The sequence below is a fragment of the Pseudomonas sp. m6p genome (genome assembly GCF_055760375.1).
The window spans coordinates 5,569,904-5,592,999 of record NZ_CM147084.1 but is presented as its reverse complement, the minus strand read 5'-3'; the positions used below and the strand labels follow the sequence as shown (position 1 = coordinate 5,592,999).

Sequence of the window (23,096 nt, the reverse complement as noted above, 5' to 3'; positions counted from 1 at the left end):
TTTGATCTTCCAAATCTCAGTCCGGAATCGGCAGGCTCAGGCTCTCCTTCACTTCTTCCATCACGATGTAACTCTTCGACTCGCGCACATGCGGCAGCTTCAACAGAATGTCGCCCAACAGCTTGCGGTACGAAGCCATCTCGGAAATCCGCGCCTTCACCAGATAGTCGAAATCCCCTGACACCAGGTGGCATTCCAGCACGTGCGGCAGTTTCAGCACCGCGCGGCGGAACTCTTCGAAGGTGTCGCCGGATTTGTAGTCGAGGCTGATCTCGACGAACACCAGCAGGCTACCCTTCAAGTGCTGCGGGTTCAGGCGGGCGTTGTAGCCCATGATGATCCCCTCGCGCTCCAGCCTTCGCACCCGCTCAGTGCACGGCGTGGTGGACAGGCCGACCTTCTCCCCGAGTTCGGTAAACGATATGCGCCCGTCTGCCTGCAGGATCCGCAAGATGTTGCGGTCGATCTTGTCCAGCTCACGTTTGGTCTGAGTGTTGGTACGCATAGGGGATGCGCCTCCGTGAAAAGGGTTTTTGCCGAGAATTGTCGCCAAATATAGGCGCTTATATAGTGAAATGCACTGGCCATTCTTTTTTACACTGCGCGCATCATTGCTCTAACAACAGACGTACGCGGCCCCGCCGCGATGAGGGATACAAAAATGCGCGTAATGGTCTTGGGTAGCGGCGTCATCGGTACCGCCAGTGCTTACTATCTGGCCCGTGCCGGGTTTGAAGTGGTGGTGGTCGACCGGCAGCCAGCCGTGGCCATGGAGACCAGTTTCGCCAACGCCGGCCAGGTGTCGCCGGGTTACGCTTCGCCGTGGGCCGCGCCGGGCGTGCCGCTCAAGGCCATCAAATGGCTGCTGCAGCGCCACGCGCCGCTGGCGATCAAGGCCACTGCCGACATCGACCAGTACCTGTGGATGGCGCAGATGCTGCGTAACTGCACCGCCAGCCGTTACGCGGTGAACAAGGAGCGCATGGTGCGTCTGTCCGAGTACAGCCGCGACTGCCTCGACGAACTGCGTGCCGAAACCGGCATCGCCTACGAAGGCCGCAGCCTCGGCACCACGCAACTGTTCCGCACCCAGGCGCAGCTGGATGGCGCCGCCAAAGACATCGCCGTGCTTAAAGAATCCGGCGTGCCGTTTGAAGTCCTCGACCGCGCCGGCATTGCCCGCGTCGAGCCGGCGCTGGCCAATGTCACCGATATCCTCGCCGGCGCCTTGCGTCTGCCGAACGACCAGACGGGCGACTGCCAGATGTTCACCACGCGTCTGGCGGAAATGGCCGTGAAACTCGGTGTGGAATTCCGCTTCGGTCAGGACATCCAGCGCCTCGACTACGCTGGCGACCGCATCAACGGCGTGTGGATCGACGGCAAGCTGGAAACCGCCGACCGCTACGTGCTGGCCCTCGGCAGCTACTCGCCGCAACTGCTCAAGCCGCTGGGCATCAAGGCCCCGGTGTATCCGCTCAAGGGCTACTCGCTGACCGTGCCGATCACCAACCCGGACATGGCCCCGACTTCGACCATTCTCGACGAGACCTACAAGGTCGCGATCACCCGTTTCGACAACCGCATCCGCGTCGGCGGCATGGCGGAAATCGCCGGTTTTGACCTGTCGCTCAACCCGCGTCGGCGCGAAACCCTGGAGATGATCGTCAACGACCTTTATCCTCAGGGCGGCAATCTGACCGAGGCGAGCTTCTGGACCGGTTTGCGTCCGACCACGCCGGACGGCACACCAATCGTGGGTGCCACACCGTTCAAGAACCTGTTCCTCAACACCGGTCACGGCACCCTGGGTTGGACCATGGCGTGCGGTTCCGGTCGTTTGCTCGCCGATCTGATGGCGAAGAAAAAGCCGCAGATCAGCGCCGAAGGCCTCGATATTTCCCGTTACGGCAACAAGCCTCAGGAGTCCGCAAAACATGGCAATCCAGCGCCAGCTCACCAATGAGCGCATGAGTCAGATCGTCACCCACAACGGCACCGTGTATCTGGCCGGTCAGGTCGGTGATGACTTCAACGCCGGGGTCGAACAGCAGACCCGCGACGTGCTCGCCAACATCGAGCGTTTGCTGGATCTGGCCGGGACTGACAAGCAGCATCTGCTGTCAGCGACGATCTACCTGAACGACATCGAGGCGCACTTTGCCGGGATGAACTCGGTGTGGGATCAGTGGCTGCCCAAAGGCGCCGCCCCGGCCCGCGCCACTGTCGAAGCGAAGATGGCCAAGCCGAGCATCCTCGTCGAGATTTCCATCGTCGCCGCGTTGCCGTAACCGTTTCAAAGATCCCTCTCCCGGCGCTGTTGGCGGTTCACGCCGTCAGCCAGCGCCGGTTTTTATTCCCATGACCGCCTAGAAGTCTGCCGCCATGCGTCCTGCCCGTGCCCTGATCGACCTAGAAGCCCTGCGCCACAACTACCGAATTGCCCGCGAAGTCACCGGCGCCAAGGCGCTGGCGGTGATCAAGGCTGATGCCTACGGGCACGGCGCGGTGCGTTGCGCCCAGGCGCTGGAAGCCGAGGCCGACGGGTTCGCCGTCGCCTGCGTCGAAGAAGCGCTGGAGCTGCGCGCGGCGGGCATCAAGGCCCCGACGTTGTTGCTCGAGGGCATTTTCGAAGCCGATGAACTGGCGCTGATCGTCGAGCATGATTTCTGGTGCGTGGTGCATTCGTTGTGGCAGCTCGAAGCCATCGAGCAGGCGGCATTGAGCAAACCGATCACCGTGTGGTTGAAGCTCGATTCCGGGATGCACCGTGTGGGCCTGCATCCGAAGGATTACGCGGCGGCCTATCAACGCCTGCTGGCCAGCGGCAAAGTGGCGAAGATCGTGCTGATGAGTCACTTCGCCCGTGCCGATGAGTTGCACGAGCAGAGCAGCGCCGATCAAGTGGCGGTGTTCGAGGCGGCGCGTCAGGGCCTGGCGGCCGAAGTCAGCCTGCGCAATTCGCCGGCGGTGCTCGGTTGGCCGCAGATCCCCAGCGACTGGGTACGCCCGGGCATCATGCTCTATGGCGCAACGCCGTTCGAAGAAGCCAACGCCGTGGCCGAGCGCCTGCAACCGGTGATGACGCTCGAATCGAAAGTCATCTGCGTGCGTGAATTGCCCGCCGGCGAGCCGATCGGCTACGGCGCCAAATTCATTACCGACAAACCGATGCGCATCGGCGTGGTCGCCATGGGCTATGCCGACGGCTACCCGCGTCAGGCACCGACCGGCACGCCAGTGCTGGTGGCCGGAAAACGCAGCCGGATTCTCGGTCGCGTGTCGATGGACATGCTGTGCATCGACCTCACTGAGGTGCCGGAAGCCGACCTCGGTTCGACCGTCGAGCTGTGGGGCAAAAACATCCTCGCCAGCGAAGTGGCGCAGTGGGCGGACACCATTCCGTACCAGATCTTCTGCAACCTGCGTCGGGTGCCAAGGCTCTATTCCGAGGGTTGACGCCGCTGCGGGGGCCAAGTGTTGTAAATACTGAACGCTGTCGCCATGATAACGCTCAATATTCTTACAACATCAGGAGGCTCCCGCCTTGGACGTCGGTGAACGACTGCAATCGATCCGCAAGCTCAAAGGGCTTTCCCAGCGTGAACTCGCCAAACGCGCGGGCGTCACCAATAGCACCATTTCGATGATCGAAAAGAACAGCGTCAGCCCTTCGATCAGTTCGCTGAGGAAGGTACTGGGCGGGATTCCCATGTCCATGGTCGAGTTCTTTTCCGAAGAAATCCTGCAGGAAGTCCCGACCCAGATCGTCTACAAGGCCAACGAGCTGATCGACATCTCCGACGGCGCGGTGACCATGAAACTGGTCGGCCGCGCGCACCCGAGTCGGGCCATCGCATTCCTCAACGAAATCTACCCGCCCGGCGCCGATACCGGCGAAGAAATGCTCACCCATGAAGGCGAGGAAACCGGGATTCTGGTGGAAGGTCGTCTGGAACTGGTGGTGGGGCTGGAAACTTTTATTCTCGAAGCCGGCGACAGCTACTATTTTGAAAGTACCAAGCCGCATCGTTTCCGTAATCCGTTCGACGCGCCTGCGCGACTAATCAGCGCAGCCACGCCGGCGAATTTTTAAACACAGAGGCGCCAGGCCATGACGGCGAAGGCATCCGAAGAGTTTTTCCACTGCGCGGTATAACCCCTTCGACTATGGGGTTGTTTCAGTGTGGCGGGCTACCCGCTATACTTGCGCCCGCCTGCGAACCGTGGCCGCAGGCGTGAATAGCCACCATTGAGGGTGAACGCGTGAACCTAATTATGAAAATGCTGGCCGCACCAGCAACCGTACTGGCCCTCTGGGCTGTCAGCGCTCAAGCTGCGACGAATGACGACATTGCCAAGCGCCTCGAGCCAGTGGGCCAGGTGTGCGTTCAGGGGCAGGAATGCAAAGGAATGGAAGTCGCTGCCTCTGCGGGCGGCGGCGGTGGTGCGAAGACCCCGGATGAAGTGATTGCAAAACATTGCAACGCTTGCCACGGCACTGGCCTGTTGGGCGCACCGAAAATCGGTGACACCGCCGCCTGGAAAGACCGCGCCGATCATCAGGGCGGCCTCGACGGCATCCTGGCCAAGGCCATCACCGGCATCAACTCCATGCCGCCGAAAGGCACTTGCGCCGATTGCTCGGATGACGAGTTGAAAGGCGCGATCCAGAAGATGTCCGGCCTGAAATAAGCCGCGCTTCTGACGAAAAAGACCGTCTTCGGACGGTTTTTTTGTGCCTGCGATTCGCGACGTGGGCTGTCCTTTGCAGCAAAGTCGAGGCAAGCTCGGTCTACCTCTATTCACGGAACGGGCAGGAGGCTTCAGATGGTGCAGTTGTGTTCGATCGAACAGGCAGTGGACGAGGTGCTCGCACGCTTGCCGTCGCATATCCACATGGGCATGCCGCTGGGGCTGGGCAAGCCCAATCACTTCGTCAACGCGCTGTACCGGCGCATCAAGAGCCTGCCCGAACGGCGACTGACGATGTACACCGCGCTGTGCCTGGGGCGGCCGACGCTGGGCGACGGTCTGCAGAAGCGCTTCATCGAACCCTTCGTCGAGCGTGTATTCGGTGATTACCCCGAATTCGATTTCCTCACCGACCTGCGCCGCGACAGCTTGCCCGCCAACATCCGTATCGAACAGTTCTTCATGCAGCCCGGCAGCCTGCTCAACAGCGCACCGGCCCAGCAGGATTACGTCAGCAGCAACTACAGCCACGCCGCCCGCGACATCAATGCCGCCGGCCTCAATCTGGTGGCGCAGTTACTTGCCAGCAGCAGCGAACATCCCGATCGGTTGAGCCTGAGCTGCAACCCGGACATCACCCTTGACCTGCTGCCGATGATCGCCAAGCGCCGCGATGCCGGGGAGACCATTTTGCTGGTGGGTCAGGTGCACACCGACCTGCCGTACATGCCCGGCGATGCCGAAGTCGATATCGACACTTTCGACCTGCTGATCGACGCGAAGGACAGCAGCACGCTGTTTTCCACGCCGAACATGCCGGTGGGCTTTCAGGATCATTTCATTGGTTTGCATGCCAGCACGCTGGTGCGCGACGGCGGCACCTTGCAGATCGGCATCGGCTCGATGGGCGATGCACTGACCGCCGCACTGCTGGCGCGGCAGGCAGATAACGCCGGTTACCAAGCGTTGCTCGATGACATCAATCTCAGCCAGTGGGCGCAGTTGATCGAGCGCGAGGGCGGTACCGCGCCATTCGCCAAGGGCCTGTATGGCTGCAGTGAAATGTTCGTCAACGGTCTGCTGGTACTGGCCGATGCCGGGATCATCCGGCGCAAGGTCTACCCCGACGTTCAGACGCAAGAGCAGGCCAACGCCGGCACCCTCGATGAAGCGGCGCAGACCGATGGCATCGCGGTACACGGGGGGTTTTTCCTCGGTCCGCGCAGTTTCTATGAGCGCCTGCGCGAGTTACCGCAGAGCAAGCGCCTCGAGTTCAACATGACCCGCATCAGCTACATCAACGAGCTGTACGGTCAGGAAGAGCTCAAGCGCTTGCAGCGCCTCGATGCCCGGTTCATCAACACCGTGTTCACCATGACCCTGATGGGCGCGGGCGTGGCCGATCAACTGGAGGACGGGCGGGTGCTTAGCGGGGTTGGCGGGCAATACAACTTCGTCGCCCAAGGCCACGCGCTGCACGATGCGCGCTCGATTCTGATCCTGCGCAGCTGGCGCGAGTCCGGCGGCGAGGTCAGTTCGAACATTGTCTGGGAGTACGGCCACTGCACGATTCCACGGCACCTGCGTGACATCGTGGTCACCGAGTACGGCATCGCCGACCTGCGCGGCAAGTCCGATGCGGTGGTGATCGAGTCGTTGCTCAATATCAGCGATTCACGCTTCCAGCCGGGGTTGATCGAGCAGGCACAGAAGGTCGGCAAGCTGCCGAAGGACTTCCGCCTCGATCCGCGATTTGCCGACAACACCCCGCAACGCTTGCAGGCCATTGCCGCAAAGCATCCGAACCTGTTTCCGGAGTATCCGCTGGGTTGTGATTTCACCGCGATCGAGCGCGATCTGCTGCGAGCGCTGAACTGGCTGAAAAGCAAGTTCAAGCTGAGCGAGATTCTGGAATTGGGCAAGGCTGCGCTGGATGCGCCGGAGGCTTCGACGTTCCCCGAACACCTTGAACGTATGCAGCTGACCAACCCGGAAGGCTTGAAGGAAGACCTGTTCCAGCGCCTGCTGCTCACCGGCCTGAAGGCTACCGCGCAATAAAAAACGACAAAAAAACCTGTGGGAGCGGGCTTGCCCGCGATGGCGGTGTATCAGTCAACGTGGATGTTGAAGGATAGGTCGCCATCGCTGGCAAGCCAGCTCCCACAGGAATTGCGGTGTATTCGCGTCTTTCAGCCGTTACTCGATGAAGGTGACGACACCATCCTTCAGCGACTTCACGCGAGCCAGCGATTCAACGCGATAGCCCTGCGAGTCCAGCTCGGCACGCCCACCCTGGAATGACTTCTCGATCACGATGCCCAGACCGGCAACCGTGGCACCAGCCTGTTTGATGATCGAGATCAGCGCCTGCGAAGCCTTACCGTTGGCCAGGAAGTCGTCGATGATCAGCACGCGGTCGCTGCTGGTCAGGTGACGCGGCGAGATGGCCACGGTGCTTTCGGTCTTCTTGGTGAACGAGTAAACGGTAGCCGACAGCAGGTTTTCGGTCAGGGTCAGGGACTGTTGCTTGCGGGCGAAGATCACCGGCACGCCGAGGTTCAGACCGGTCATGATCGCCGGGGCAATGCCCGAGGCTTCGATGGTGACGATCTTGGTGATGCCCGAATCCTTGAACAGCGTGGCGAATTCGTCGCCGATCAGCTTCATCAGGGCCGGGTCGATCTGGTGGTTCAGGAAGGCGTTGACCTTCAGGACCTGGTCGGAAAGCACGATGCCTTGTTCGCGGATTTTCTGGTGCAATGCTTCCATGAAGCTGTCCTCATTTGGCGCTTTGTGCGCCGAAGGTCTAGTAAAAAGTGGTCAATTCTAGCGCTTTAACATCGCGCGTATATCAGCCAGTGCGCTGTTGCCCCGCACGGCTTTGACTTCGGTCGGTGTGTCGTCGTTGCCTTCCCACGCCAGATCGTCCGACGGCAGTTCATCGAGGAAGCGGCTGGGCGCGCAATCGATGATCTCGCCGTACTGTTTGCGTTTGGCAGCGAAGGTGAAGGCCAGGGTCTGACGCGCGCGGGTGATGCCCACGTAGGCCAGGCGGCGCTCCTCTTCGATGGTGTCGGCTTCGATGCTGGAGCGGTGCGGGAGGATTTCCTCTTCCATGCCCATGATGAACACGTAAGGGAATTCCAGGCCCTTGGACGCATGCAGGGTCATCATCTGCACGCCTTCGGCGCCGTCCTCTTCTTCCTGCTGACGTTCGAGCATGTCGCGCAGGACCAGTTTGCCGATGGCGTCTTCGACGGTCATCTCGCCGTCTTCGTCTTTTTCCAGAGTGTTCTTCAAGGCCTCGATCAGGAACCAGACGTTGCTCATCCGGTAGTCCGCAGCCTTGTCGCTGGAGCTGTTGGTGCGCAGCCAGTTCTCGTAGTCGATGTCCATGACCATGCTGCGCAGGGCCGAGATCGGGTCTTCGCCGGCGCACTGTTCACGGACCTTGTCCATGAAGCGCTTGAAGCGCGACAGGCGATCGGTGAAGCGGCTGTCCAGATGCTCGCCCAGACCGATTTCGTCGGTGGCGGCGTACATCGAGATCTTGCGTTCGGTGGCGTAGTTGCCGAGCTTTTCCAGCGTCGTGGAACCGATTTCCCGGCGCGGCACGTTGATCACCCGCAGGAAGGCGTTGTCGTCATCCGGGTTCACGATCAGGCGGAAGTAGGCCATCAGGTCCTTCACTTCCTGACGCCCGAAGAAACTGTTGCCGCCGCTCAGGCGATACGGCACCTGGTGGTGCTGCAACTTCAGCTCGATCAGCTTGGCCTGGTAGTTGCCGCGATAGAGAATCGCGAAATCGCTGTACGGGCGGTCGGTGCGCAAGTGCAGGCTGAGGATTTCCATGGCCACGCGCTCGGCTTCTGCGTCCTCGTTGCGGCAGCGGATCACGCGGATCTCGTCGCCGTGGCCCATCTCACTCCACAGCTGCTTTTCGAATTCGTGCGGGTTGTTCGAAATCAGCACGTTGGCGCAGCGCAGGATGCGGCTGGTGGAGCGGTAGTTCTGCTCCAGCATCACCACTTTCAGCGACGGATAGTCGTCCTTGAGCAGCATCAGGTTTTCCGGCCGCGCGCCGCGCCAGGCGTAGATCGACTGGTCGTCGTCGCCCACCACGGTGAACTGGTTGCGCTTGCCGATCAGCATCTTCACCAGCAAGTACTGGCTGGCGTTGGTGTCCTGGTATTCGTCGACCAGCAGGTAACGCACCTTGTTCTGCCACTTTTCGAGAATATCGGCGTGCTCTTCGAAGAGCTTTACCGGCAACAGGATCAGGTCATCGAAGTCCACCGCGTTGAACGCCTTGAGCGTGCGCTGGTAGTGGGTGTAAACGATGGCAGCGGTCTGTTCCTTGGGATTGCGCGCGTTTTCCAGCGCCTGGGCCGGCAGGATCAGGTCGTTTTTCCAGGCGCCGATCATGTTCTTGATCTCGTCGACGCCGTCGTCGCCTGCGTATTCCTTCTGCATGATGTCGGTCATCAGGGCTTTGACGTCGGTCTCGTCGAAGATCGAGAAACCGGGTTTGTAGCCCAGCCGCGCATGCTCCTTGCGGATGATGTTCAGGCCCAGGTTGTGGAAGGTGCAGACCGTCAGGCCGCGACCTTCACCGGCGCGCAGCAGGGTGCCAACCCGCTCCTTCATCTCGCGCGCAGCCTTGTTGGTAAAGGTCATGGCGACGATGTACTGGGCGCGGATGCCGCAGTTCTGGATCAGGTGCGCGATCTTGCGCGTGATCACGCTGGTCTTGCCGGAGCCAGCGCCGGCGAGCACCAATAGAGGGCCGCCGACGTAGTTCACGGCTTCTTGCTGCCGGGGATTGAGTCGGGACATACGAAAATTCGGGAGTCGTTGACGAAATGGGCCGGTATTTTAACAGGCTCAGCGATTTGTGCTGCTCTCTCCGACTTGTGACGCACCACGCGATTCAAATTTGCCGGTTTTGTTACTTTCGCGGAGGATACACGGTGATTTTGCGGCTAATGTTCTCATTCGTGACACAAAATAACGTTCTGATAATCGTTGTCATTGAACATCGCAACGGCATAATGCCCCGCCCACATCATTGCAGAGTCTAGGGAGCTAGCTTGTCTACGCCTGTCGAACCCTTGCGTTTGCTGCTACTGGCCGAAGAGCCAGCGTGGACAGCGTTATTGCGCGAGTGTCTGGCTCCGATGGGGAGCGCGGCGGTGCTGATCAGCGCGCCGAGCTGGGAGTCGGTCAGCAGTCTGTTCGAAGACAATCGCCACGCGGTGTTGTTGACCGTTCCCGCGCTGCAGCCGGCCCCGGGCCGTTGCAGCCTGCCGACGGTGTTGCTGCTGGAGCACGAACCCTCCACCGCGCCGGTGGGTGTCAGTGACTGGCTGGTGTTCGACGCGCTCGACGCCGGCATGCTGCGCCGCTGCCTGCGCCACGTGCGTGAACGCGGCGTTCTCGAAAATACTCTGCAACGCCTGGCCGAACAGGATCCGCTGACCGGCATCGCCAACCGTCAGGGCTTCCAGACCCTGCTCGCGGCGCGCCTGGCGGAAAACGACGGTCGCGGTCTGGCCCTGGGGCATCTGGATCTCGACAACTTCCGTCACGCCAACGACGCCCTCGGCCATCAGGCCGGCGACCGGCTGATCCTGCAGGTCGTTGCGCGGCTGAAAAGTCAGCTCGAGGCCGGTGATCAACTGGCCCGCCTGGGCAGCGATGAGTTTGCCCTGCTGATCGACACCCGCCGTGCGCCACAACGCGCCGAGTGGATGGCCGAACGCATCACTGAAGCCTTGTCCGAACCGTATTGGGTCGATGGCGAAAGCCTGTTGATCGGCTCCAGCCTCGGCATCGCCCATGCCCGCGCACAAGGTGGCGCCGATCCGCTGATGTGGCATGCGCACATCGCCATGCAGCAGGCCAAGAGCACCCAGGGCTGCACGTTCCATATCTTCAACGAACGCATCAACCGCAACGCGCGGAGCATGGCCGACCTCGAAAGCGAACTGCGCCGGGCCTTGCGTCGTGATGAGCTGGAGTTGCACTACCAGCCACGCCTGAATCTGGCGGACGGGCAAATCGTCGGCCTTGAAGCGCTGGTGCGCTGGCGTCATGGCGAGCGTGGTCTGCTGCCGCCGAGCGAATTCGTGCCGCTCGCTGAACAAAGCGGTTTGATCGTGCCGCTGGGTTACTGGGTGATTTCCCGCGCCCTGCGTGACATGCAGGCGCTGCGCGAGCGCGGGCTGCCTGCGCTGCACATGGCAATCAACCTGTCGTTCCGCCAGTTTCAGGACAGTCAGTTGCTGCCGACGCTCAGTCGGCTGATTGCCGAGCGTGGGGTCGAGGCGCAGTGGCTGGAATTCGAACTCACCGAAACCGCCGTGATGCGCCGCAGCGATCTGGTCAAACAGACCATGGACGCCCTCGGCCGTCTCGGCGTGCGTTTCTCGCTGGATGACTTCGGCACCGGGTTCTCGTCGTTCGTGCACCTCAACAGCCTGCCGATCACCTTGCTGAAGATCGACAAGAGCTTCGTCGGCGGCATGGAACAGCGCGAAGAGAACCGCAAACTGGTGCACGCGATGATCAACCTCGCGCACAACCTGCATCTGGAAGTGGTGGCCGAAGGGGTTGAAACACCGGAACAGCTGGAGTTGTTGCGCGGCTTTGGCTGCGACCAGGTGCAGGGGTATCTGATCAGCCGGCCGTTGCCGTTGGCGGAGTTGGTTGAGTACCTGACGTTTGGCTCAAGCCAGCAGCCAGCGCTCGAAATCGTCAGTTGAGCGCAATTTCCGGGTTAGGCGTAAACCCCTGTGGGAGCGAGCCTGCTCGCGAAAGCGGTGTGTCAGGCAAAGATAATTCGACTGACCGATCGCATTCGCGAGCAGGCTCGCTCCCACAAGGTGAAACTCACTCAGGTTGAGGGATGTTGAAGCCCCGAGATTGCGGCTCCCGCCGGATCATCCGCTTCATCTGCCATTCAAACGCCAGCGTCAGGCTCACCGCCGCACACGCCAGACCCAGCGCCAGACCCCACCAGACGCCCGTCGGCCCCCAATGCAGGTGGAACGCCATCCACCACGCCGCTGGCGCGCCGATCAGCCAATAACAGCCGAGGCCGACCAGAAACGTGGTTTTTGCGTCCTTGAGTCCACGGATACAGCCCATGGCAATCGTCTGCGTACCGTCAAATAGTTCAAACCATGCCGCCACCGCCAGCAAGCTCACTGCCAGGCGAATGACTTCGGCAAACGCCGGGTCGTGGTGATCGAGGAACAACCCGACCAGTTGATTCGGCAACAGCCAGAACACCATGGCGAAACCGAGCATTACCACTGCACCGAAGACGATCCCGACCCGGCCGGACAGGCGTGCATCGCTCAATTGCCCGGCGCCGTAGTGCTGGCCGACGCGCATGGTGATCGCGTAGGACATCCCCGCCGGCACCATGAACGCTACCGAAACGATCTGCAGGGCAATCTGGTGTGCGCCCAGTTGCGTGCTGCCCATGGTGCCCATGCACAGCGCGGCGAAGGCGAACAAACCGACCTCCACGGCATAGGTGCCGCCAATCGGCAGGCCGAGTCGCCACAGTTCTTTCAGATACTGACGATTTGGCCGCGACAGGCCGGCGCGCAACGGGTAAGCGTCGTAGGCCGGGTGCCGGCGGATGTGCCAGGCCAGCGCCAGCGCCATGCAGTTGGCAACGATTGCCGTGACCAGGCCGATGCCGGTCAGCCCCAGTTTCGGCAGGCCGAACATCCCGGTGATCAACGCGTAATTGAGCAGGAAGTTGGCCACGGTGCCGCCGAGGCTGATGACCATCACCGGCGTCGCCCGGCCGATCGCACTGGTAAAGCCGCGCAGGGCCATGAAGCTCAGATAGCCGGGCAGGGCGAAGGGCAGAGCGAACAAAAATTGTCCAGCGGCGTTGACGTTGGTTTCGGTCTGGCCGAACAGCAGCAACACCGGTTTCAGATTCCACAATAGCAACCCGGCGCCGAGCGCCATCAGCCACGCCAGCCACAGCCCGGCCTGGGTCAGACGTGCCGCGCCGATGATGTCGCCGGCGCCCTGACGGATCGCCACCAGGGTGCCGACCGCCGCGATCACGCCGATGCAGAAAATCGACACGAACGAATAACTTGCCGCGCCCAGTCCGCCACCGGCCAGCGCTTCGGGACTCAGGCGCGCCATCATCAGGGTGTCGGTCAGCACCATCAGCATGTGCGCCAACTGTGAAGCAATCAACGGCCCCGCCAGCCGCAGGATGGCCCAGAGTTCGGTACGCACAGGATGCTGCATGGTCATCACCACCCATCAATCAAAGGGAACAAGAGACCGTCGATTCTCGGCGCTTGGAAAGGTTTGCACAAAAGGATAAAAAGGATGGGTGGCATGATTAAAACTCATCATGAGTAAACCTCGCCGGGGTGGCCGGATGCCGCCAAAGGAGCTTTGTGTATGTCCCGTCGTCTTCCACCCTTGTATGCCCTGCGCGCATTCGAAGCGGCGGCGCGGCACAGCTCGTTCACCCGGGCGGCCGAGGAGTTGTCGATCACCCAGAGTGCCGTCAGCCGGCACATCAAGACGCTGGAAGAGCATTTCGCCTGCAAGCTGTTTCACCGCAGCGGACGCAACCTGCAACTGACGGAATCGGCGCGGATGTTGTTGCCCGGCATTCGCGAGGGCTTTGCAGCCCTTGAACGCGCCTGCAACACCTTGCGCGCCGAGGACGACATCCTGCGCATGAAAGCGCCATCGACCCTGACCATGCGCTGGCTGCTGGCGCGACTCAGTCGTTTCCGCCACCTGCAACCGGGCAACGAAGTGCAACTGACCAGTGCGTGGATGGACGTGGATTCGGTGGATTTCAACAATGAGCCATTCGATTGCGCGGTACTGCTCAGTGACGGGCACTTCCCGCCGGACTGGGAGGCCAGCCTGCTGTTTCCCGAAGAATTGATCCCGGTCGGCGCGCCAAACCTGCTGAACGATCAACCCTGGGATGTGGCGCGGCTGGCCTCCACCGAGTTGCTGCACCCGACCCCGGACCGGCGTGACTGGCGCAGTTGGCTGGAGCACATGGGGCTGTCCGATCAGGTGTCGCTCAAGGGCGGGCAGGTGTTCGATACCCTCGAACTGGGCATGATCGCTGCTGCCCGAGGCTATGGGGTGTCGATGGGGGATCTGCTGATGGTCGCCGAAGATGTGGCGCAGGGCCGCTTGAGCCTGCCGTGGCCGACTGCCGTCGCCAGTGGCCTGAATTACTACCTGGTGTGGCCGAAAACCCGTCCGGGAGGTGAACGTTTGCGCCGCCTCAGTGATTTTCTGCAAGGCGAAGTGCGCGCCATGTCGCTGCCGCAAGTCAAGCGCTTGAGCTGAAACGTTAGAGCCGCCACAATGCCGGCCTTGCGCCATAACCCCGCTATTTACTCAAGTATTCGGTTTGACCGCCGAAAATGAGCATGTGGGACCGTCGTGCCGGTCTCCACGATTCCACCCCCATTATTAGAATTTTCCGAGCAGGTGCTGCGATCAAGGAGGATCCGGTGGCTCGGCCAGGAGCTGTTCATGTCTCAACCTCGCGCTCGGATCGCTTCGCAGCTGGGCCTCGCGCTCGCTGTGATATTGGCGATCGTCATCAGCGGCAGTACGGTATTCGCCCTGCGTTCGCTGGATTCCGCCAATCTCGCCACCCGTGAGGAACACCTCGCCAGTGAGGCGCGGCTGCTGGCTGACCAGTTGAGCACCTTCCACGGCACGCTGCGCGAGAGCACGCAGCGCCTGAGCGGGTTGTTCGAGAAGCGCTTCAGCGCGGGCCTGAGCATTCATCCGGATGAACCGGTGAACGTCGCCGGCACCCAGACCCCGGGCCTGCACCTGGGCAGTGAAGTGCTGAACAACAACTTCAAGGAAGTCGACGAGTTCAAGCAGATGACCGCTGGTGTCGCCACGCTGTTCGTGCGCAGCGGCGAAGACTTCGTGCGCGTCAGCACCTCGCTGACCAAACAGGACGGCACGCGCGCCATCGGCACTTTGCTCGATCATGCGCACCCCGCCTATGCCAGGTTGATGGCGGGGCAGGGCTACGTCGGCCGTGCCTTGTTGTTCGATCGTTCCTACATGACCCAATACACCCCGGTGCGCGACGGCAGCGGCAAGGTGATTGCGGTGTTGTTCGTTGGTTTTGACTACACCGATGCGCAGAACGCCCAGTTTGCCAATCTCAAGCGTTTCCGCATCGGCCAGACTGGTTCGTTGGCGCTGCTGGATGAGCAGAATAAATGGCTGGTGGCGCCGGCCGGCGTGCAAGCGCTGGATCAGGCCGTTCCGGTGATCAAGGGGCTGGCGGCGAAACCGGGCAAGGGTGAGTTCTGGAGCGACACCTCTGAAGACTTTTACAGCATTGCTGTTCCGTTCGAGGGCGGGCCGTGGTCGGTGGTGGCGAGCATGCCGAAAACCGAGATCCGCGCGGTGACCTGGAGCGTCGGTACGCAACTGGCTATCGGCAGTCTGTTGGCGATGTTGTTGGCGGTCGGTTCGGTGGTCTGGCTGCTGCGCAGCAAACTGGCGCCATTGAGCGATCTGGTACGTCAGGCCGAAGCCTTGGGCGCCGGTGATCTGAGCGTGCGCCTGAACGTATCGAGCAATGACGAGATCGGCCAGCTGTCCCGCGCGTTCAACCAGATGAGCCAGGCGCTGTCGACCATGGTCGAGCACATCCGCCGCGCTTCGCAAGAGGTCAACAGCCGCGCCCAGGCGCTGTCCGGTTTGTCCGGTGGTGCGTATGAAGGCATGGAACAGCAGTCCGGCGAAATCACCAGCATGGCCGGCGCGGTGGAAGAGTTCAGCGCCACTTCGCTGAACATTGCCGACAACATGGGCGCGACTCAGCGTCTGGCGCAGGAAAATGCCCAGCAAACGCAGATCGGTCGCAGCTCGATGGAAGAAGCCTCGTCCTCGCTGGAGCAAATCGCTGGCGCGCTGAACACCACGGCGTCCGTGATCAACACGCTGGGTCAGCGCTCTCAGGAGATTGGCGGTATCGTCAGTGTGATCACTTCGATTGCCGAACAGACCAACCTGCTGGCGCTCAACGCGGCGATTGAAGCGGCGCGGGCCGGTGAACAGGGCCGTGGTTTTGCTGTGGTGGCCGATGAAGTGCGTAACCTGGCGTCGCGCACCCGTCAGGCGACCGATGAAATTTCCGGGATGATCCACAGCATCCAGCAGGAAACCGGCAACGCCATCAGCACCATGGAGCAGGGCAATGTGCTGATGCAGGAAGGCCTGTCGCGCAACGCCAATGTGGCGTCGGCGCTGGCGCGGATCGATGAACAGAGCCGTTCGGCAGGGCAGCAGTTTGCGGCGATTACCACGGCGACGCAGGAGCAGAGCAGCACCGCGACATTGTTGAGCAGCAATTTGCAGAGCATTGCGCTGGCCAACAGTGAGCAGCGTGAGGTTGTGTCGAACCTAGCTGTTACGGCTAAAGAGCTGGAGAAACTGGCGGCGGACTTGCGTTCCGAGGTTGATCGCTTTCGTTGATACAGCCTTGATATAGCTTTCGCGAGCAAGCTCGTTCCCACAGTTTCCGGCGTGAATCACAGATTCTGTGAACACCCGAGATCCCTGTGGGAGCGAGCTTGCTCGCGAATGGATCCCCGCCAATTCTTGGGAAATCACACGATCGCAAGCTCCATTGCACTTGCTGAAACGTTTCCGCAGCGCTATAAAAATGGCACAACTCCAATAAAGGCTGCTGCCATGACCCCGCTCAAATTCGCCGTTGCCCTCGGCGCACTCTCTGCTGCTACCCACGCGATGGCTTGGGATTACGTACTCCTCGATACCAACAAGCCCGCGCAAAACTGGACGATCACCAGTGAGCAGCTCGGTGTGAAAACCGGCAAACCTTTCTCCATAAGCTTGCGCACCCTGCACGGTGGGCGACAGGAAGGTGTCAGCATCGTCGATATCGATAACGGCACGATGAAACTCTCGGTGGTGCCAACCCGTGGCATGAATGTCCTGCAGGCCTCCGTCGGCAATGTACGCATGGGTTGGGATTCGCCGGTCAAGGACGTGGTCAACCCGGCCTTCATCGAACTCAATGGGCGCGGTGGTCTGGGCTGGCTGGAAGGCTTCAATGAACTGGTGACACGCTGCGGTTACGAATGGGTCGGCCATCCCGGCATGGACAATGGCGAGTTGCTGACCCTGCACGGCCGCGCTGCCAATATCCCGGCCAGCAGCGTCACGCTGCACATCGATGAAAAACCACCCTATGCCATCAGCCTGCGCGGCGAACTGAAAGAGCAGGCGTTCAAGAAAGTCGACTTTTCGGTGATGACGGAGCTTGTCACTGAGCCCGGCAGCACCCGTTTTGCCCTTAACGATACGCTGACCAACAACGGCGATTATCCAAAGGAATACCAGGCGCTGTACCACAGTAACTTCAGCACGCCGTTCCTCGAGCAGGGCGCGCGGTTCGCGGCACCGGTGAAACAGGTCTCACCCTTCAACGACAAGGCCAAAGCCGAGTTGGCCGACTGGCAGACCTATCGCGGGCCGACCAAGGACTATGACGAAACCGTCTACAACGTCATACCCTACGCCGACGCCAAAGGCGAAACCTTGACCGTGCTGCATGACAAGGCTGGCAGCCTCGGTGTCTCCGTCGGCTTCAATACCCGGCAGCTGCCGGTATTTTCTCTGTGGAAAAACACCGACACCCAAGGGCAGGGCTATGTCACGGGCCTTGAGCCGGGAACCAGTTTTTCCTACAACCGCCGCTATCAGCGTCCGCTGAACCTGGTACCGACCATTGCGCCAAAGGCCAGCCAACAGTTTCAGATCAGCTACAGCCTGCTGGCAGACAAAAGCGCTGTGGATAACGCATTGAAGCGCGTGACCGAGATTCAGGCCGGGCGCGAAACCGAAGTACGGCAGGCGCCGCTGGTGGATTTGACCGAGCATTAAGGCGTTGCCGGGCGGTATTGCAGCGCCTCGGCCAAGTGCTCACGCTTGATCGCATCCACTTGCTCAAGGTCCGCCAGTGTGCGCGCAACCTTGAGCAAGCGATGTGCCGAACGCAGTGAGAGTGTCAGCCGTTCACAGGCTGACTCGAGCCATTTCTCATCGGCTGTGGATAACTGGCAGTGCCGCTTGAGCGCCGGTAGATCAAGAAAGGCGTTGGCACAACGCTGGCGCTTTTGCTGGCGTTCTCGTGCCTCGGCCACCACGGCTGCCGCACTGGCACTGTCCTCGCCCGGTTTGACCAATGGATTCAACGCCGTTGCCTCCCGCGCCACCGTCAGGTGCAGATCGATCCGATCCAGCAACGGCCCCGAGAGCTTGTTACGGTAGCGCTGCACCATGTCTGGTGTGCACGAACACTTGCCGCTCGGCTCGCCCAGATATCCACAGGGGCAGGGGTTCATCGCTGCCACCAGCTGGAAACGCGCGGGGAATCGCACGCGATCCTTGGCTCTGGCGATCACGATATATCCGGATTCCAGAGGTTCGCGCAGTACCTCCAACACCTTGCGATCAAATTCCGGAAGCTCGTCGAGAAACAGCACGCCGTGGTGGGCGAGGGTGATTTCGCCGGGTTGTGGTTTCGAGCTGCCACCGACCAGCGCCGGCCCCGATGCAGAATGGTGCGGTTGACGGAATGGACGCTGCGGCCAATGAGTCAGCGGCACACCGCTGGCGACCGATTGAATCGCCGCCACTTCCAGCGCTTCGGATTCGGACAGGGGCGGCAGCAGGCCTGGCAAGCGACTCGCCAACAATGTTTTGCCAGTGCCCGGCGGCCCGCTGAACAGGATTTCATAGACCATTAGACCCCAGACCACAAACGCGGCAGAATGCCAGCAGGGGAGGGGACGCGATGCCCAAGATATGGCCTTACATCCGATTTAGTAGTGAAGAACAACGCAAGGGCGACAGCCTGCGGCGTCAGCAAAGCCTCATTGACAGTTTCGCCGCTCGGCCTGAAATTGTGGCCGAGGGTGCAGTGTTGGATAGCAGTCTCGACCTGAACGACTTGGGTGTTTCCGGTTATACCGGCAAAAACATCTTAAAAGGTCGTTTTAAGACGTTTCTAGACGCGGTTGATAGTGGAGTAGTCAAGAGGGGCGATTACCTTGCCGTTGAGGCAATTAACCGTATTACTCGGCTCGACCCAATGGAGAGCCTACCAATTATCCTTGATTTGCTTAGAAAGGGCATAAAAATTGCCATTACTTCAAGCACTCAAGTTTACAAATACGGCGATGATATAACCCAGATTTATGTCGCTCTTGGTGAGCTTCAAAGGGCGTTCACCGAAAGTAATGAGAAGGGGCGTAGAGTCCGTGACGCTTGGAATGCTAAGAAGTTGCGAGCATTTCAGACGGGGGAGGTCGCTACCTCCCGCCTCCCTTTATGGCTCAAAGCCGTTAAAGTTATTGTAAATGGTTTGACTGTTCGAGCAATCGAAGAAATACCCGAACGGGTTGAAGTGGTTAGAGAAATATATCGTCTGTCAGATAATAATGTTGGAGCCATTGCAACAGCGAGAATTCTTACCGAAAGAGGAGTGCCTACTTTTACTCGAGAGAACGCTCGGAAAAACCCAAACTACGGGGATTTCTGGCAGCCGTCATATATCAAGAAAATTCTCGAAAATAGAGCAGTAATGGGCTACTACCAGCCTATGACTTGGGAGAAATTAGAGGATCACCGGCGGAGACGTATAAATCAAGGTCAAGAAGTCGCCAACTATTTCCCACAGATTATCAGTCCAGAGCTGTTTCGGCGTGTTCAAGAAAAGAGAAAAGAGCGAGGGCTAGCTGGTCAAGGAAACAAGGGAAAGAAATTTAGTAATCTTTTTACAAAACTAGCCCATTGCTCAAAGTGTGGGGCAACTGCCAATCACGTTAATAAAGGGGCGGACAAAAGAAAGGGTGGAAAATATTTAGTTTGCTATCGTGCGAAGCACGGCAGTTGTAATTATAGGGCTTGGCCTTATGAGCAAATAGAAACAATGCTTTTGAAGTTCTTAGCTGAGGCTGATATTAAGAGCATTCTGGCTGAGAAAAATAAAGTTGATGACTTGATTAATTCAAAGTACGAAATCGATTCGGAGGTTGGCGAGATTCAAGAAATGCTTGAGAACTTTAAGTCTGACTTTAAACGCCTGCGTGGCAAGGTCAGCGACTTAGAGCGATTGATGGCTATTGAAAACGAGCAGCGTCTTGAAGAGCTATCTGAGAGGAAAAAGGCCGTAGAGTCGGAAATATATCAAGCCTTGGAGCAGCAGAAGGCGGATGTAGATAAGGATATCCAGAGCCTTCAAAAGTTAAGCAGTACTGAGGATGACCAAACCGTTTTTGAAATCCGCTCAAAAATAAACGAAAGACTGCGTTTAATTATTGAGGATATAAAAATAGATTTCCAAGATAGAACTGTCGAAATACTCTTTAAGAGCGGCGTTCAGCGATTCCTTCACGAGGGCGGTATGTATGGTAATATCCCGCCAAAAGCAGAAGGTTTGCAGCGAGAAAATGACCTAGCGGAAATATATGGATGGCAGAATCTTACGGATGAAGAAAAGGCCAAGAAGTATCAAGATGCTGGATTTAGTATAGTGCCGTTGCCTGTTGATGTTTAAGGGGCTGGCCACGGCTTGTTCTTTCGCTTAACTGTTATAGGCTTGCCTGCTTTCTTCTCTACCGAGGTAACAAGTTCCTCTATTAGTGCTGCTGTCTCAGGGTTGATACTAAGCTCGTTTAGATTGGCGATGGATTTATCTATTCTATTTGCCTGTCTGGCCTCTTGCTCAGTATCACCTTCAAGAACTGCGGACATCCATTTTTGGATTTGGCTATTAAGCATTGCTGTATATTTTCCTAATAGTTTTGCCTGTTCGATTTCTTCCTCCAGCTTCTTTGCAATATCAGTAGCGGCCTTAATTTGACTCTGTGCCTCTTGTTGCTGGCGTTGCCAGTTTGTTTGACGCTTTCCAAGATTAGTATTCACAGGGTTGTAGGTACCCAAATCGAGACCGCAATGCTTAAGCGTCGCTGCTGTAAACGATTTTTTTAGGGTGTTGATAGTAGATTTTTGATCTAAGGCTCTAAGGTGCTTGCCGTTTACTACACGAGATAGAACCAAGTTTAGATGTGGGTTGCTCTGGTCGTGTATGTTTGCGAATGCCTTACCTTTTAGGGCATCCAAGGGGATACCTACCTTGTGAGCCAAGGCAGTCGCGAGATCTTTAAATATAAGCTTCCATTGCTCAGGGGTTGGTTTTTTTACGGTTTCCGGTAAAACAAACGTAAAAGACTGGGCGTAGGAGCTGACAGGCCTACCTCCCTTGCTTTTGCTGTTCTTTAGGTCCAATAGAATGGCTTCGTTAGCACAGCCTTGAATTATCGTATTTACATCTCCATAGAGCGGCCTAATGGTAGTCTTGTTTTTATGGTTTGGATGTTTGTCGTTAGTCAAGTAGTTTAAGTATTGAATAATTCCGCTGTGCTTGTCTTTTATCCGCTCGCTTCGAACAAACCAATTTTTTAATTTTCTCACATGTCCTCGAAATTTGAGAGTTCAGCGAGTCGGCTCTTGAAGATAAGTGAAACGCAATGAGGCGAATTTATATGGCTTTCAATTAAGAGCATTACGCATCTTTGAAGTTTTTCGTCGAGGCTGACAAATCCAAAAACATCAACCTTTCGGTTGTCGTGGAAAGATAATAAGAATTCTCTTGCTCTCCTGCCTTGATTGCTGTGTGTATATGCAACCTCTTCAAGCTCCAAAAATGCTGCAATAATGAGTTGCTGGTGTATCGGTATATTCATAAATTTCTCCTTGGTGTGAATATACAAATACCATTAATATTTTAATTGTCAAATCCGTTTAGTTAAAATTTGAAATTAACTTCAAGATAGGACAACCACGCTGTGGTTGACTGTTGACCTTCGGCAACATTCCTACTTGCTCAGGTCGGCGACCCGAGACCCGCTAAAAGCTGAGCGGCATGGATTATTTGTATTTTGGGGGGGGCTGAGATATTTATTATCTTTCGATTTGACTTGTCGAATTCAAATGGTAATTTAATAAAAAGTGAACTGCAAAAACATAAGTTTCTGAGGTTCGGTGTTGATGCTGTAGGCGATTGGATTGCACTGTTTTCTGCAATTAGTAAATCGTGGATTTCATAACTATAATAAATACAGCGTATGCACTTTCCATAGTTTTGGATGAGCTGACCCGGCTCATTATTGCGATTTTTGGACTATGTGAAGCGAAGGCCATACAAAGGGGAACCCGGCAATGAATGGTTGCCAGCCCGCAAGCCACTGGAAACGGTGTTGAACAGGGAGCCGGGACGCCGCAGATACGGGCGTTAAGTGTTCAAAGTCTAAGCAGTAGTATCGCTGACTTAGGCCCGAGAAAGGGGCTTCTTTTTTTGGTTATGCTGTCCTCCGAAAGCTCATTTTTTAATGAGTGACTAGGAAGGAGCAGCATTGCCGAGAAAAGCGAAGCCTTCTTCGAAGGCAATGCTGGTGGTTAAGAGCAAAGCGAAAACCCCTTAGGGTTTTCAAGACACACGCACACGTACGTACGCATGTAGCCGAGATTATACATCTAAGAAATTGTGTTTCTTTACCTTCCTCGGGTCATAGTCGATACTGCGATTAAACATATCATCTATTTCTGCGATGGCTTTCTTGGTGTATTTCTCATAATACTCGCCCTTATTGTTTTTCACTTCATCCATAATGATTGGCGTTAAAGCGTTACATTTTTCAATGAATTCATTTGGGTTGAAATTTATTGTGTCAAAGGCGTTTTCGATTAAGGCCAAATGTTCGGCTGTGGGGAAGATGCTCGCTGCTATTTCCTTTAGTTCGGCAAAATTTATTGAGTTGGTTCCCGCACTTTTTGTCACTGCTGTTGCCATTGTTAATATATAGGCAAGAACCACATCGTTCATGTGCGTTCTTAAGCCTTGACTATGTAGACGGTCAATTTGAGGTTGAAGGAAATCTTTTATGACCTTTTTTACTATTGGTAACTTTTGTGCTGACTCTCGCTCCTGATTTCGTTCGTATAGCATGGTTATAGCGAGCCCATATTGTTGGTAAACGTCAAGAGTCGCAAAATCTGGATTGTTCTCTTTAAGTATTTTTCTTGCTTCGCGTAGTGCGTTTGGCGTTTCCGTAACAGCTACGGAAAAGTCCCGGGGAACACCTTGCTTATTGGCGTAGATTATTGCCTCAGATAATGTTTTTCTAACCGCCGTGGATGAAACTCGCTTTGCTATTCTCCAGACCAAATAAACAACGACGCATATTCCTATTAGCTCAAACACCTTTCTAATTCCTTATCTAAATAGTCGTTGGGCTGAATTACTTATGTGGCAG

The 23,096-nt window shown here is 57.6% G+C and carries 18 protein-coding genes and 1 pseudogene; 11 read left to right on the top strand and 8 right to left on the bottom strand.

The genetic code is table 11. The features are described 5' to 3' along the window. Window positions 1-16 precede the first annotated feature (16 nt). Window positions 17-505, bottom strand: coding sequence for an Lrp/AsnC ligand binding domain-containing protein (locus ACYZUM_RS25600; RefSeq protein ID WP_003177284.1), 489 nt, complete (start codon window positions 503-505; stop codon window positions 17-19). Between the two features lie 156 nt (window positions 506-661). Here ACYZUM_RS25600 and dadA point away from each other — a divergent pair, with 156 nt between their 5' ends. From dadA to ACYZUM_RS25570, 6 genes are all read left to right on the top strand, one after another. Then, entirely contained in the window at window positions 662-1,966 is a 1,305-nt protein-coding gene (dadA, locus tag ACYZUM_RS25595) for a D-amino acid dehydrogenase (RefSeq protein WP_041071961.1), read from the top strand. Beyond that, on the top strand, window positions 1,938-2,291 hold the full coding sequence (locus ACYZUM_RS25590; protein ID WP_041071962.1) for a RidA family protein: 354 nt from the start codon (window positions 1,938-1,940) through the stop codon (window positions 2,289-2,291). Before dadA ends, ACYZUM_RS25590 begins: the two co-directional genes overlap by 29 nt. A 94-nt stretch (window positions 2,292-2,385) precedes the next feature. After that, window positions 2,386-3,459, top strand: a complete 1,074-nt coding sequence (alr, locus tag ACYZUM_RS25585) for an alanine racemase (RefSeq protein ID WP_108184191.1) — start codon at window positions 2,386-2,388, stop codon at window positions 3,457-3,459. A gap of 88 nt (window positions 3,460-3,547) precedes the next feature. Beyond that, a complete protein-coding gene (locus tag ACYZUM_RS25580) occupies window positions 3,548-4,096 on the top strand; it encodes a cupin domain-containing protein (RefSeq protein ID WP_007920393.1) in 549 nt (182 codons plus the stop codon). A gap of 182 nt (window positions 4,097-4,278) precedes the next feature. Then, complete coding sequence (locus ACYZUM_RS25575; RefSeq protein WP_041071964.1) at window positions 4,279-4,695, top strand: c-type cytochrome; 417 nt, start codon at window positions 4,279-4,281, stop codon at window positions 4,693-4,695. A gap of 135 nt (window positions 4,696-4,830) precedes the next feature. Then, complete coding sequence (locus ACYZUM_RS25570; RefSeq protein WP_108184190.1) at window positions 4,831-6,753, top strand: acetyl-CoA hydrolase/transferase C-terminal domain-containing protein; 1,923 nt, start codon at window positions 4,831-4,833, stop codon at window positions 6,751-6,753. Between the two features lie 138 nt (window positions 6,754-6,891). Here ACYZUM_RS25570 and ACYZUM_RS25565 read toward each other — a convergent pair whose 3' ends face one another. Beyond that, a complete protein-coding gene (locus ACYZUM_RS25565) occupies window positions 6,892-7,464 on the bottom strand; it encodes a xanthine phosphoribosyltransferase (RefSeq protein WP_473061193.1) in 573 nt (190 codons plus the stop codon). Window positions 7,465-7,521: 57 nt separating this feature from the next. Further along, window positions 7,522-9,531: a DNA helicase Rep gene (gene rep / locus ACYZUM_RS25560; RefSeq protein ID WP_108184189.1), complete on the bottom strand. Its 2,010-nt coding sequence runs from the start codon at window positions 9,529-9,531 to the stop codon at window positions 7,522-7,524. Between the two features lie 254 nt (window positions 9,532-9,785). On the opposite strand from rep, the gene ACYZUM_RS25555 reads away from it, so the two are divergent. Then, entirely contained in the window at window positions 9,786-11,459 is a 1,674-nt protein-coding gene (locus ACYZUM_RS25555) for a putative bifunctional diguanylate cyclase/phosphodiesterase (protein ID WP_108184188.1), read from the top strand. Window positions 11,460-11,586: 127 nt separating this feature from the next. Here the strand turns inward: ACYZUM_RS25555 and ACYZUM_RS25550 are convergent, their stop codons facing one another. Then, window positions 11,587-12,981, bottom strand: a complete 1,395-nt coding sequence (locus ACYZUM_RS25550; RefSeq protein ID WP_108184187.1) for a NorM family multidrug efflux MATE transporter — start codon at window positions 12,979-12,981, stop codon at window positions 11,587-11,589. A 159-nt stretch (window positions 12,982-13,140) separates the two neighbouring features. On the opposite strand from ACYZUM_RS25550, the gene ACYZUM_RS25545 reads away from it, so the two are divergent. The 3 genes from ACYZUM_RS25545 to ACYZUM_RS25535 all read left to right on the top strand — a co-directional run bounded on the left by ACYZUM_RS25545 (window position 13,141) and on the right by ACYZUM_RS25535 (window position 17,661). After that, window positions 13,141-14,061, top strand: a complete 921-nt coding sequence (locus tag ACYZUM_RS25545) for a LysR substrate-binding domain-containing protein (protein ID WP_041071969.1) — start codon at window positions 13,141-13,143, stop codon at window positions 14,059-14,061. Between the two features lie 189 nt (window positions 14,062-14,250). After that, a complete protein-coding gene (locus ACYZUM_RS25540; protein ID WP_108184186.1) occupies window positions 14,251-16,227 on the top strand; it encodes a methyl-accepting chemotaxis protein in 1,977 nt (658 codons plus the stop codon). A gap of 219 nt (window positions 16,228-16,446) precedes the next feature. Beyond that, complete coding sequence (locus ACYZUM_RS25535) at window positions 16,447-17,661, top strand: aldose 1-epimerase family protein (protein ID WP_086792411.1); 1,215 nt, start codon at window positions 16,447-16,449, stop codon at window positions 17,659-17,661. Here the strand turns inward: ACYZUM_RS25535 and ACYZUM_RS25530 are convergent. Beyond that, a pseudogene (locus ACYZUM_RS25530) lies at window positions 17,658-18,509 on the bottom strand (YifB family Mg chelatase-like AAA ATPase); the annotation flags it as partial. The gene ACYZUM_RS25535 and the pseudogene ACYZUM_RS25530 sit on opposite strands and share 4 nt — an antisense overlap. 65 nt (window positions 18,510-18,574) lie before the next feature. On the opposite strand from ACYZUM_RS25530, the gene ACYZUM_RS25525 reads away from it, so the two are divergent. After that, window positions 18,575-20,338: a recombinase family protein gene (locus tag ACYZUM_RS25525; RefSeq protein WP_273658704.1), complete on the top strand. Its 1,764-nt coding sequence runs from the start codon at window positions 18,575-18,577 to the stop codon at window positions 20,336-20,338. On the opposite strand, the gene ACYZUM_RS25520 is transcribed toward ACYZUM_RS25525, so the two are convergent. The 3 genes from ACYZUM_RS25520 to ACYZUM_RS25510 all read right to left on the bottom strand — a co-directional run bounded on the left by ACYZUM_RS25520 (window position 20,335) and on the right by ACYZUM_RS25510 (window position 23,044). Next, entirely contained in the window at window positions 20,335-21,255 is a 921-nt protein-coding gene (locus tag ACYZUM_RS25520) for a hypothetical protein (protein ID WP_273658703.1), read from the bottom strand. The two genes, ACYZUM_RS25525 and ACYZUM_RS25520, sit on opposite strands and share 4 nt — an antisense overlap. Next, window positions 21,252-21,527, bottom strand: a complete 276-nt coding sequence (locus ACYZUM_RS25515; protein WP_273658702.1) for a DUF7673 family protein — start codon at window positions 21,525-21,527, stop codon at window positions 21,252-21,254. Before ACYZUM_RS25515 ends, ACYZUM_RS25520 begins: the two co-directional genes overlap by 4 nt. A gap of 782 nt (window positions 21,528-22,309) precedes the next feature. Beyond that, window positions 22,310-23,044, bottom strand: a complete 735-nt coding sequence (locus tag ACYZUM_RS25510) for a hypothetical protein (RefSeq protein WP_273658701.1) — start codon at window positions 23,042-23,044, stop codon at window positions 22,310-22,312. Window positions 23,045-23,096: the final 52 nt, after the last annotated feature.